7 protein-coding genes are annotated in these 12,465 nt (G+C 69.7%); 2 read left to right on the top strand and 5 right to left on the bottom strand.

Annotation, left to right across the window (positions count from 1 at the left end; genetic code table 11):
• Positions 1–786: 786 nt before the first annotated feature.
• The gene (locus tag ACZ5ZX_RS09790) at positions 787–2,043 is read left to right on the top strand and encodes an HNH endonuclease signature motif containing protein (RefSeq protein ID WP_465501580.1); all 1,257 of its coding nucleotides are present in this window, start codon (positions 787–789) and stop codon (positions 2,041–2,043) included.
• Positions 2,044–2,523: 480 nt separating this feature from the next.
• Here the strand turns inward: ACZ5ZX_RS09790 and helR are convergent, their stop codons facing one another.
• Both helR and ACZ5ZX_RS09780 read right to left on the bottom strand, forming a co-directional pair.
• Positions 2,524–4,701 (bottom strand): RNA polymerase recycling motor ATPase HelR, encoded by a 2,178-nt coding sequence (gene helR, locus ACZ5ZX_RS09785; protein WP_465501579.1) that lies wholly within the window; start codon positions 4,699–4,701, stop codon positions 2,524–2,526.
• A gap of 104 nt (positions 4,702–4,805) precedes the next feature.
• Positions 4,806–8,465, bottom strand: coding sequence for an nSTAND1 domain-containing NTPase (locus ACZ5ZX_RS09780; RefSeq protein ID WP_465501578.1), 3,660 nt, complete (start codon positions 8,463–8,465; stop codon positions 4,806–4,808).
• A gap of 94 nt (positions 8,466–8,559) precedes the next feature.
• Here ACZ5ZX_RS09780 and ACZ5ZX_RS09775 point away from each other — a divergent pair, with 94 nt between their 5' ends.
• Positions 8,560–9,189, top strand: a complete 630-nt coding sequence (locus tag ACZ5ZX_RS09775) for a response regulator (RefSeq protein WP_465501577.1) — start codon at positions 8,560–8,562, stop codon at positions 9,187–9,189.
• Here the strand turns inward: ACZ5ZX_RS09775 and ACZ5ZX_RS09770 are convergent.
• The 3 genes from ACZ5ZX_RS09770 to ACZ5ZX_RS09760 are packed head-to-tail and all read right to left on the bottom strand — an operon-like array spanning position 9,180 to position 12,384.
• Positions 9,180–10,685, bottom strand: a complete 1,506-nt coding sequence (locus tag ACZ5ZX_RS09770) for a precorrin-2 C(20)-methyltransferase (RefSeq protein WP_465501576.1) — start codon at positions 10,683–10,685, stop codon at positions 9,180–9,182. The two genes, ACZ5ZX_RS09775 and ACZ5ZX_RS09770, sit on opposite strands and share 10 nt — an antisense overlap.
• The gene (locus tag ACZ5ZX_RS09765) at positions 10,682–11,305 is read right to left on the bottom strand and encodes a precorrin-8X methylmutase (RefSeq protein WP_465501575.1); all 624 of its coding nucleotides are present in this window, start codon (positions 11,303–11,305) and stop codon (positions 10,682–10,684) included. Before ACZ5ZX_RS09765 ends, ACZ5ZX_RS09770 begins: the two co-directional genes overlap by 4 nt.
• Complete coding sequence (locus ACZ5ZX_RS09760; protein ID WP_465501574.1) at positions 11,302–12,384, bottom strand: precorrin-3B synthase; 1,083 nt, start codon at positions 12,382–12,384, stop codon at positions 11,302–11,304. Before ACZ5ZX_RS09760 ends, ACZ5ZX_RS09765 begins: the two co-directional genes overlap by 4 nt.
• Positions 12,385–12,465: the final 81 nt, after the last annotated feature.

Below are 12,465 nucleotides of genomic sequence, written 5' to 3'. Positions count from 1 at the left end.
ATGAAGGCTCCCTTGCTTGCGCTAGACGTAGGTGAGGGGGCTTTTATGTGCTTCAACGCCGGATAATGGCGCCGATGTCCACAAGGGGCTGTTCCGTGTCTCGGTCAGTGGCGTTTCGAGGCCTGATGAAGGCGCGTACGCGTGCTATGCGTCTTTAGGTTTGGTGCTCCACGTAGTTTCGGTGGCGCGACTTCTAGGCTCAGCCGAGGAAACTCGACCTTCACGCCTTCATGTACTTTCAACGGTACCGGTATCCACAAGGGACAGTTCCACGTCTCGGTCAGTGGCGTTCCTAGCCGCGGCGAAGGTGCCTACGCGCGCTACGCGTCTCGTAAGTTTATCGCTCCACGTAGTTTCGGTGGCGCAGCTCCTAGGCTCAGCCGAGGAAGCTGGACCGTCACGCCTTCCCAGCACCCGAACAACGGACCCAATGTATACAAGGGACAGTTCCACGTCTCATTCAGTGGCGTTCCTAGCCGCAGCGAAGGTGCCTACGCGCGCTACGCGTCTTTAAGTTTGGTGCTCCACGTAGTTTCGGTGACGCAGCTCCTAGGCTCAGCCGAGGAAACTCAACCAGCACGCCTTCATGTACTTCAACGCGGAAAAAGGCACCAATATCCACAAAGGACACTTCCATATCTCGGTCGGCCAGTGGCGTTTCAAGCCCCAGCGAAGGTGCCTACGCGCGCTACACGCCTTTAAGTTTGGCGCTCCACGCAGTTTCGTTGCCGCAGTAGTCTGAATATGTGATAGCACACCTGTTCGAGCACGGGTATTGTTGGGGTCGTGGCCAGCGAAAACAGTCCTCAGGTGGTGCGTTCCGAGTGGTGGCGTGCCGACACTGCGACGCTGCATGCCCGCAAACAGGAAATCGAAGTGTTGAAACGTCAATTGGAGGCAGAGCAGTACGCGATCCTCGCGGAAATCAATTCCCGCGGTATCCGCGGCTGCTCCGGTCATTCGACGTTGGCGGCGATGATTTTCGAGGACTTTCAGGTGACGGACGCGGAAGCTGGGGCCCGTGCCGATCGGGTTCTGGCGTTGCATCCGGGGCCGTCTATCGGTGGGGATCCTGAGCCGCCGCTGGCGCCGTTGACCGCGGCGGCCGCCGCGGAGGGTGCGATCGGGGGTGCGCAGATCGACGCGATCATCCGCACCCTCGCCCGGATCCCCTCCACTGTCTCGGAGGAGGCGGTGCGGGGCGGGGAGAAAATCCTCGTCGACTTGGCCCGGTGTGCCGGGCCGCGGCAGATCGCCCGTGCCGGACGACGACTCTTGGACAAGCTGGATCCCGACGGCAAAGAACCCCGCAACGAAGACCCCAAAGACACCCGGCCAGAGTTACGGTTCGTCAAACACCGTGACGGCACCCTCGGCCTCAAAGCCAGACTCGACCTGGAAACGTATGCGCGGTTGAAGTCCGACCTCGACCCGATGGCCAAACCCCACAAAGCCATCGACGGGGTCCGCGACTCCCGCACCCAGGACGAACGCTACGGAGACGCCTTCACCGACTACGTGCGTCTCAAGACCACCAGCCGGAACCTCCCCGGACAAGCCGGAGAAGCCACCCACATCCTCGTCACCATGTCGTATGAGGACTTGATCCGGGACCTGGGTGAGGCGCATCTGGATCTGGTCGGGCCGATCAGTGCTACCGATGCGCGGATCCTGGCCTGTGATGCCCGTGTCCGGCCCGGCGTCCTCGGCACCGCAGGCGAACCACTCGACATCGGCCGATCGAAACGCACCGTGTCGCTGGCCCAGAAATACGCACTCACCCTCCGCGACGGCGGCTGCGCCTTCCCCGGCTGCGACATGCCCGTACCCCGCTGCACCGCACACCACATCATCTTCTGGCGACACCACGGCGAAACCAAGATCGACAACCTCGTGCTCCTCTGCACCAAGCACCACCGGCTCATCCACCACAGCGAATGGAAAGTCCAGATCGCCCAAGACGGGCTGCCGGAGTTCACCCCACCCGCTTATCTCGACCCCACCGGGGCTCCGAGGCGCAACACCATGCACCTCAGGACATAGACCGACCGACAGGGCAGGGCAGGGCAGGGCAGGGCAGGACCATGCCTTCACTCGCAGCGCCTTCACGGCCCGGACACACCACCGCGAGTCTCAGTAGCACCACCGGTCACAACGGTGGGCGCGTGAAGGACCCTTCCCTCGGCTCAGCCGAGGCAACTCGACCTTCACACCTTCGCCAGTACGTGATGGCCCCCTTTCTAGTGTCTAGCGCAAGGAAGGGGCCATCACGTACTTCACCGCGAGCAAAGAGCACCGGAACCGCCGGACGTCCCGACAGCAGGAAGATGCCACCCATGCCACCGATCGCCCCTCACGACCGCCTCGACCGAATGGCCTGGCACCCCGTCACCGCGCGGCCAACCCCGTCACCGCGGCCAACCCCGTCACCCCGGCCAGCCCCGTCACCACGCAGCCAACCCCGTCACCCCGGCCAGCCCCGTCACCACGCAGCCAACCCCGTCACCACGCGGCGCAACCCCGTCACCGCGCGGCCAGCCCCGCCAGCTCCGATGGCAACGGGCCCTCGTGCAGCACCCCGAGCCGCTGGGTGGCGCGGGTGAGGGCGACGTAGAGCTCGGCCGCGCCGCGGGGGCCGTCGGCGAGGATCCGGTCCGGGTGCACGACCAGGACCGCGTCGAACTCGAGGCCCTTCGTTTCCGAGGCGGGCACGGTGCCCGGCGCTCCCGGCGGTCCGATCACGACGCTGGTGCCTTCACGGCCGGCTTCGTCCTTGACGAACTCCTCGATGGCGGCGGCCAAGGTGTCGTCGGTGACGGCCCTCGCCCACGGCTGGACGCCGTTGGAGCGGACCGAATCGGGGGCCCGGACGTCCGGTGCGAACTCGGCGAGCACCGAAGCGGCGACGGCCATGATCTCCGACGGCGTGCGGTAGTTCACCGTCAGCGACCGGTAGACCCAGCGGCCCGGCACGTACGGCTCCAGCATCGAGGCCCACGACCGTGCCCCGGCTTCGGACCGGCGCTGCGCGAGGTCGCCGACCACGGTGAAGGACCGGTTGGGGCAGCGCCGCATCAGCACCCGCCAGTCCATTTCGGACAGTTCCTGTGCCTCGTCGACCACGACGTGCCGGTACGTCCAGTCCCGGTCCGCCGCGGCGCGTTCGACCAGGCTGCGCGTGTCGTGCTCGACGAACCGGTCGGCGAGTTCGTCGGCGAAGAGCAGGTTCTCCGCGGACAGCATGATGTCCTCGTCCATCTCTTCGCGGTCGAGCTTCATCGTGTCCAGTACGCCCTCGGCGTACTCGGCCTCGGCCTTCTTCTCCCGGGCCACGGCCTGCTCCGCCGCCTTTTCCGCCGCCGTGTCCCGGCCGAGGATGTCGACGAGTTCGTCGAGCAGCGGCATGTCCGACACCGTCCAGGCTTCGCCGTCGGCGCGCAGCAACGCCTGGTCGGCGCCGGCCGCGCGCAGCCGTTCCTCCGACGAAAGGAGTGACCCCAGCAGGCTTTCGGGTGTCAGGATCGGCCAGAGCGCGTCGAGCGCGGCGGTGAACGCCTCGCTTTCAGCCAGCTCCTTGAGCAGATCTTTGCGCAGCCGCTCCCATTCGTCGCGGTCGTCCCGGCTGAGCCAGCCGCGGCCGATACGCGCGATCGCCCGTTCGGTGAGCACGTAGGTGACGATGTCGGTGAACACCGCGCGGGCCTCGTTGTGCGGCAGCTCGCTCTTGCGCCCCTCGTCCCTCGCCCATTCCGCCGTCTCGGCGTCGATCCGGACGGTGACGTCGGTCAGCTCGATCTCCAGTGGCTCCTCCGGCACCCGCTGACGGTCGGCGACGGCGGCGTTGAGGACGTCCAGCATCTTCAGTGTGCCCTTGAGCCGCGCCACCTCCGGTCCGTCCTCGGCGGTGACGTGCTTGCCGGGGACGAAGTCGCCGGTGGTCATGAACACCACGTCGGTCTCGCCCAGCGACGGCAGGACGCGGCCGATGTGGTGCAGGAACGCCGGATTCGGCCCGACCACGAGCACACCGTGGCGTTCCATCCGCTCGCGCTGCGTGTAGAGCAGGTAGGCGACGCGGTGCAGTGCCACCACGGTCTTCCCGGTACCCGGCCCGCCTTCGATCACCAGTACGCCGGGGTGTTCGTGCCGGATGATCTCGTCCTGCTCGGCCTGGATCGTCGCGACGATGTCGCGCATCCCCTCCCCGCGCGGGGCGTTGACGGCCGCGAGCAGTGCCGCGTCGCCCTCCGCGTCATCGCCGGGACGGCCGAACACCTCGTCGGTGAATCCGCGCAGCTCGCGTCCGTGCGTGTGGAACTGGCGGCGACGGCGCATCTTCTCCGGCGTCGCCGCGGTCGCGGTGTAGAACGGGCGCGCCGCCGGTGCCCGCCAGTCGAGCAGCACCGGTTCGTAGTCCTTCTCCTCGTCGAAGAGACCGATGCGGCCGATGTAGGAGGTCTCCCCCGAAACGCTGTCCAGCCTGCCGAAGCACAGTCCGTTGTCCACGACGTTCAGCCGCCGCGCCTCCCGGTCCAGCGCGCGCACCTCGACGTCCCGTTCCATGGCCGTTCCGCCGGTTCCCCCCAGCGCGGCCTGGAACTCCCCCTTCACCCGCGCGCGTTCGGCGTCCAGGCGCGAGTAGAGCCCGGCGACGTATTCGCGTTCGGATCGCAGTTCTTCTTCATGACCCTGAGTTGACACAGGCTCCCATTTCCGCAGGTTCCGGCTACGGCGAGTGAGTCTGCGGCATGACCGGGGGCTTGTGGCAAGTCCCCCTATGCGCTATATGTTTATTACGGAGGGAGTCAGCTTCCGCATGGTGGCGCGTAATCGAGCCCCGGAAAGTACCTCTCCCACTCTTCTCTCGTGATCCTCGGCGTCGCCATCCTGCAGATCTCCTCGCCCACGCGCTCGGCGTCCGTCTGCCACAGCTGCACACCGCTGCTCCCGATGGCGAGCGTATGCCCGTCGTCGCGGTACGCCAGCGAGTTGACCGTCGCGGCGAAGCCGGTGAGCTGCGCCGTCTCGGCCGGCTTCCGGGGATCGGTGAGATCCCAGACGCGCACCGTCCGGAACGCCGACGTCGCCAATTCCCGGCCGGTCGGGCCGAACGCCAGGCTTCCGACGCCCTCGGCGTGGTCCAGTTTCGCCAGCCGCACGGCGTGCGCGCGATCGGCGATGTCCCAGAGGTAGACGGCCCGGTCGCTGCTGCCCGCGGCCACCGTGCGGCCGTCGGGGCTCAGCGCCATCTTGAACAGGGCGCCGCCGTCGGGCCGCAGCGTCGACACGAGACCCGGCCGCCGAGGGTCGGCGACGTCCCACAACGTCACCGCGGACGAGTCGAGGCCCTGACTCGCCACGAGCGTCCGTCCGTCGGGGGTGAACGCGAGCGACCACACGGTGCCGTCGCCGACCGGGAGGATCCGCGGCTCGGCGAACCGCGTGGGATCGCTGACGTCCCAGAGCTGGATCGGGCCGTCGTCGTGGCCGGAGGCGAACGTCCGCCCGTCCGGGCTGAACGCGAGTGAGTAGGTCGGCCAGGCGGGGGTCGACGCCATCAGTTTCGGCGCCGTCGGATCGCTGATGTCCCAGCGTTGGATGACGAACTTCCCGGCGACCCCGGCGCCGTCGTGCGCCGCCAGCGCGAGGCTACGCCGGTCGGTACTCAGCGCGACGGCGGTGACGGTGGCCGGGCCGGGGATCTTCGCGAGCTGCCTCGGCGCCCGAAGGTCGTCCATCGCCCAGAGCCGCGCGTCGTCCCCGCCGGTGACGAGGATCCGTCCCTGTCCGGTGAACGCGGCGGCGGTCCAGCCGACGCTCGAAGCGAGCGCCAGTTCGCCGACGTCCTGCAGCCGGACGGTCCGGTCCGCGCTGGCGGAGACGATGGTCTTGCCGTCCGGGGAGAACGCCGCCCACCAGATGGAGTTCGTATGCCCGCCCACCGACGGCAGTTCTTTCGCGGGTCCCGTGACGTCCCACACCCGCACGGCCTGGTCGTCCCCCGCGGTGACCACCAGCCTGCCGCTCGGGCTGAAACCCGCCGCCCAGACGACGGCCGGGGTGTCCAGCGTCGTCACCAGCTTCGGCGCCGCCGGATCGGTGACCTCCCAGAGCTTCGCCGTGCTGTCCCAGCTCGTGGTGAGCAGCCGCCGCCCGTCCGGGCTCCACGTCGGGGTGAGTTGCAGGTCCTGGTGCCCGGCGAGGACGGAGCGCCGTCGCGGCGCGGACGGCGTGGTGACGTCCCAGAGTTCCGCCGTCCAGTTCGTGTTCGTGACCGCGAGCATCTTGCCGTCAGGGCTGAAGGCGGCGCGTTCGAGCTGCCCGGCCGGGATACCGCCGAGCGGTTCCGGTGCATCGAGGTCGCTGACGTCGGTGAGCCGGATGGTGCGGTCGGCGGAGCCGGTGACGAGCCGACGGCCGTCCGCGCTGAACTCGGCGGAGAGCAGGACCTCCCGGTGCCCGGTGACGTCCGCCTTCCGCACCGGATGCCGCGGGTCCGTCAGGTCCCAGAGCCGGACCCGGTGCTCACGTGTGGTGGTCGCCAGCGCCCGGCCGTCCCGGCTGAACGCCAGCGGTCCGCGGACCTCCGCCGAACCGGGCAGCGTCGAGAGGAGCACCGGTCGCCGTGAATCGGCGATCGACCACACCTGCGTCGCCCGGTAGGAGTCGGAGGTGATCATGAGCTGCCCGCTCAGCGCGACGGCGACGTCACCGGGGTCGAAGATCATCCGGGTGGCGAACGGCGCCGCCATGGACGCGAGCAGACCGTCGTGCGTCTCCTGGATCGGTGCGAGCCGGTACGCGGCGAGGCTCAGTTGCGTCGACAGCGCGGGATTCGACTCCCGTAGCGCCTTCGCGTCGACGACGGCCTTCCGCGCCAGCGCCACGTTTCGCTGATCGGTGGCGGTCTGCCCGGCGTCGACGGCGTACACGGCGGCCACGACCGCCAGGACCAGCAGCACGTGGAGGAGCACGACAAGTCTTCGCAGCCTCCGCGTCCGTTTGCGGCCGACGGCGGCCTCTTCGGCTTCGGCGTCCAACCCGGCCCGCAGGAACTGCTGCTCGCGCGCGCTCAGCGCGTCCGGCTCCCTGGCCGCCCATTCGGCCGCGAGACCCAGCCGCGTGCCGCGGTAGAGACTGCCCTTGTCCCGGTCCAGCGACTCCCAAAGATCAGTCGCTTCGGCGAGCTGCCGGTGCAGCCGATGCCCTTCGCGGTCCTCCGCGAGCCAGTCCCGCAGCCTGGGCCAGCCGCGGATCAGGGCCTCGTGGGCGATCTCGACACTGTCGCGGCCGAGAACGAGCAAGCGCGCGTCGGCGAGGCGTTCGAGTACCTCCGTCGTGGCCGGATCGTCGTCGAGTTCGCGCCGGTTGAGACGGCGCTTCGTGTCTTCGGTGCCTTCGCCGAGCGCGGTCAGGCGAAGGAAGATCTGCCGGACGACGGCGTGGGCGTCCGGCTCCAGATCCGTGTAGACGGACTCCGCGGTCTGCGCGATCGCGTTGAGGATCCCGCCGGATGCTTCGTACGCGGCGCTGGTCAGCGTGATCCCCTGGCGCCGCCGCCAGGTCTCCATCAAGGCGTGCGATACCAGCGGCAGCATGGCCGGCTGGCCGGTGGCGTCGGCGACGAGCGTCGTGACCAGTGCCGACTCGACCCGGCAGCCCGCGCGGACGGTGGGTTCGACGATCGCGGTCCGGAGTTCGTCGGCGGTCATCGGGCCGACCATCACCTGCGCGTCGGTGAGCGCCTCGACGAGACCCGCGTGGCGGCAGAGGTGCCCGTAGAAGTCGGCACGGACGCCCAGGACGACGCGGGTTCCGTGCTCGTCGCGGGCGAGTGTCAGTAGCGCGTCGAGGAAACGATCACGCTCGTCCTGGTCGCGGCAAAGCGTGTAGACCTCTTCGAACTGGTCGACGATCAGGAGCCGTCCCTGCGCGTCGAGGTCTTCTCCGAGCGGGTGCGCGCCGGGCGTGCGAAGGACCACCGGCTGATCACTGGCGGCCGCGAGCCCGGCCCGCAGTACCGAAGACTTCCCCGAGCCCGAAGCGCCGAAAACGCCGACGAGACGGCGTTCCGCGAGTTTGCCGGTCAGTTCGGCGACCAGCCGCTCGCGGCCGAAGAACCGGTCGGCGTCGGATCGCTGGAAAGCGGCCAGTCCCAGATACGGAGGCTCGGTGTCGTCGCTTCCGCCTTCGGCCGCGGCGCGTTCGGCGGCGATCGCGCGCCAGCGGTCCTCCCATTCACGGACGTCGCCACCGCACGCGGTGACGTACGCGGCCGTCACCGCGAGACCGGGCAGCTTCCGGCCGCCCGCCGCCTCGGACAGCGCGGCGGCCGAGTAGCCCGCACGGGACGAAAGCTCGCGGTAGGTCGGCCCTCCGGCCTTCTCGCGAAGCAGGCGAAGATCCGCCGCGAACCGCACGACGACGTCGTCGCCCGGCCCCAGCGGGCGCTCGCGTCTCGGCACCAGGCCCCCCTGATCGTCGAAGCGTTATCGAATGGTCATTGTTCACCGAAAACGGCCGGACACTGTACAAAACTTCTGCGCTACAACCGATGGCGTGCCGATTCGAACCCCAGTGGTGACAGTGGTCTTCGCGGGTGTCCCCGAACCGCCCGCGTCCTCGGAGCTGGAAGTGGTCGCCCATACCCCCGACGAACGCGAAGCGGTCTGGCACGCCACCGTGCTGCGCCCGGACGTCCTCGTCCTGTCCGTCCACCCGCCCGCGCTGGACGGGCTCGCCGTGACCCGTGAAGTGGCTTCCCGGGTACCGGGAACCGCCGTTCTGGTGCTGACCCCGCCCGGTGACGGCGAACTCGTGGTCGCCGCGATGCTCGCGGGCGCCCGCGGTGTCCTGTCGCGGAGCGCGGGCCACGACGATCTGGTCCGGTTCATCCAGGGGGTGGCGGCGGGCGCGGTCGTGTTCGGCGAGCGCGCCGCGGACCGCCTCTACGGCCTGCTGGCCGCTTCCCGGCCGATCCGGGTGTTCCCTCGGCTGACCTCACGGGAACACGAGGTGCTCGATCTGCTGGCGGGCGGCCTGGAGATCCCGGCGGTCGCGCGGCGGCTGGGGCTCGCGACCAAGACCGTGCGCAACGTCGTCTCGGCGGTGCACGCCAAGGTCGGCACGGACGACCGCGAGACCCTGCTGGGCCAGGCGCGCAACGCCGGGCTGGGCCGTCACTCGTAGGTGCGCGGCGTCCAGACCACCCCGTTCTCGGCGCGGGTCTTCGACGAACCCACGATCACCAGGCAGCGCATGTCCACACTCGCCGGATCGAGGGTGCCGAGGGTGACCACGCGGATGTCCTCCTCCGGGCCGCCGACGTCGCGGGCGACGACCACCGGCGTCTCCGGCGCGCGGTGCCGGAGCAGGACTTCACGGGCCTGCGCGAGCTGCGTGGTCCGCGTCCGCGACGCCGGGTTGTACAGCGCGAGCACGAGATCCGCGGCACCCGCCGCGTCGAGCCGCCGTTCGATGATCTCCCACGGCTTGAGCCGGTCGGACAGCGAAAGCACGCAGTAGTCGTGCCCGAGCGGCGCGCCGACCCGGGACGCGGCCGCCTGCGCGGCGGTCACCCCCGGCACGATCCGCACCCGCGTACCGGCACCGTGCCCGGCCGCGACCTGCTCCAGCACGGCCGACGCCATGGCGAACACGCCAGGGTCGCCCGAGGACACGACCGCGACCCTGGCCCCGTTCGAGGCCAGTTCGAGTGCCTCCACAGCACGTTCTGCCTCGACCCGGTTACCCGAGGCGTGCCGCTGCTGGCCTGCGCGCTGCGGCACTCGCGCGACATACGGGCCATAGCCGACGATGTGCTCCGCCGCGGCCAGTTCCTCGGTCGCTTCGGGTGTCAGCCAGTCCGGACCCGCCGGGCCGAGCCCGACGACCACGACTTCGCCACCGCTGTGCGTTTCCCGCTTCCGGGTGACTTCGGGTTCGTCGGCGAGCCGCGACGCGTAGGCCGGGCTGGGCAGCAGCGCCAGCGAGAAGTACGGCACCGACTCGGGGTCGACGTCGGCGAAGGGCTCGACGCGCTGCGCCTGCCAGGTCGCGCGCTCGACGTAGAAGGCGTCGTCCAGTTTCCCGGCCTCGGCCAGCGCCTCGCGGACGTTGCCGAACGTGCGGCCGAGTTTGAGCACCGCCGCGGCCTGCGTGTCGGCCAGCCGCCGCGCGAGTTCCGGCGCGGGCAGCGTGCCGGGCAGGATGGTGAGGACCTCGTCGCGCTGCACCAGCGGACGGCCGAGTACCGACGACGCCGCGCTCACCGACGTCACGCCGGGCACCACGGTCGCCTCGTAGCGGTCGGCGAGCCGTTCGTGCATGTACATGTAGGAGCCGTAGAAGAACGGGTCGCCCTCGCAGAGCACGACCACGTCGCGTCCGGCGTCGAGGTGTTCGGCCAGCCGTTTCGCGCTCAGCTCGTAGAAGTCGGCGATCGCGCCCTCGTAACCGCCGGGGTGGTCGGTGGTCTCGGTCGTGACCGGGTAGACCAGCTTCTCTTCGAGCTGGCCGTCCCGCAGATACGGCTCCGCGACCGATCGCGCGATGCTCCGGCCGTGCCGCGCGCTGTGGTAGGCGATGACGTCGGCCTCGCCGATCAGCCGCGCGGCCTTGACCGTCATCAGTTCCGGGTCACCGGGACCGAGCCCGACACCCCAGAGTTTCCCGAGCCCGCTCATTCGACCTCACTCGCCATCGCGTTGATCGCGGCGACGGCCATCGCGCTGCCGCCCCGGCGTCCGTGCACCACCAGATACGGGGCGGGTGCCCGCTTCACGAGTTCCACTTTGGACTCCGCGGCGCCGATGAAACCCACCGGGACACCGATGATCGCCGCCGGGGCGCCGACGCCCTCTTCGAGCAGTTCCAGCAGCCGGAACAGCGCGGTGGGCGCGTTGCCGATCGCCACCACGGAACCGGGCAGCTTGTCGCGCCACAGCTCCAGCGCGGCCGCGGAGCGGGTGGTGCCCATCCGCTCCGCCAGCCCCGGCACCTTCGGGTCGGCCAGCGTGCACAGCACCTCGTTGGCCGCGGGCAACCGTTTGCGGGTCACGCCGGAGGCGATCATGGTGGCGTCACACAGGATCGGCGCGCCCGCTTCGAGGGCGGCGCGGCCGGACTCCACCACGTCGAGGCTGTAGCGGAGGTCGTCGACCAGGTCGACCATCCCGCAGGCGTGGATCATCCGCACGGCCAATACCGCGACGTCGTCGGGGAGGATCGCGAGATCCGCCTCCTCGCGGATGGTGGCGAACGAATGCCGGTAGATCTCGGCCCCGTCCCGGATGTAGTCGATCACTGCTGTCCCTTCTCCGCCAACACTGTCGCCAGCTCGTCGGCCGGGACCCATGCCCCGTCGACCAGATATCCGTCCTCCGCCGCGAGCACGTCGACGTGCTCACCGGCGGGTTTTCCGCATCGCCGCTCACAACCGGCGAAATGCGCCCTCGGCGTGCGGCCGACCCGCGCGGCGTCGGCCCGGACGTCGGCACGCGATTTCGCGCAGCCGGGATGTCCGATGCAGGCGCTGACGCCGAGCGAAGGCTCACGCGGATCGGTGATCAGGCCGGTGTCCCCGGCCAACTTCCCGAGGACGAGGATCGAGCGCCATGGCGTGACCACGGCGTTTCCGGCCTTCGCGATCGCGCGCGCCTGCGCGGAAGTCAGCCGGCCGAGGGGCGGGGCGACCCCGATGGCGCCGTCGCCGATCGGCCCGATCGGCAGGCCGGGCTTCGTCGCGAAGGTCTCCGGTTCGGCTCGCTCGCCGAGGACGTCGTGCAGCAGCGCGTCGGTGCCGGGGAGTTCGCTGACTCGCCAGGCCGTGCCTCTGATCCGGAGGAAGGCACGCGCGACCGAGATCAGGGCTTCGACGGCGTGCTCCGCGGTGACGCGCAGTCCGGTGTCGGCGCCGTCGAGCAGCAGCGCGCCGTCGCGCCAGCAGACGTCGGCGCCCTCCCCCGCGACATCGCCCTGGCCGCCGTCGAGGGCGAAGAGGAAGCGTCCGGGGAGTCCGGCCAGCTCGGGGGCCGCGCACAGGGCCTTGTCGAGGGCAGGGGCGAGGCGTTGGGCGACGTTACTCAGCGGCGAGGCGAGGATGTTCCGCACGCGTTCGTGCGACGGCGCGGGCAGAAGCCCGGCCGCCGAGAGCCTGGCCGCGAGACCGGGCCGGGTGACCCCGCGAAGCTGGACATTGCCGCGGGAGGTCAGGTGAAGCGCCCCGTCTCCGAGGTCGTCGGCGGCGTCCGCGAGGGCCCTGAGCTGGGCCTGGGTGATGGCGCCGCCGGGAAGGCGGACGCGCGCGAGTGGTCCGTCGGCGGCGTCGTGGGTGGCGAAAACGCCGGGGCACGCGTCGGCTCGGACACGTGCGCTCGTGGACATGCGCTCACTGTAGATGCCTGCGTTCAGCGTTAGTACCACTCAGATCATATGTAGTAGATGTGCTACATTCGATCGCATCAC

It is taken from the genome of Amycolatopsis sp. NPDC033938, assembly GCF_055575975.1.
This window is presented reverse-complemented; position numbering and strand designations above follow the sequence as displayed.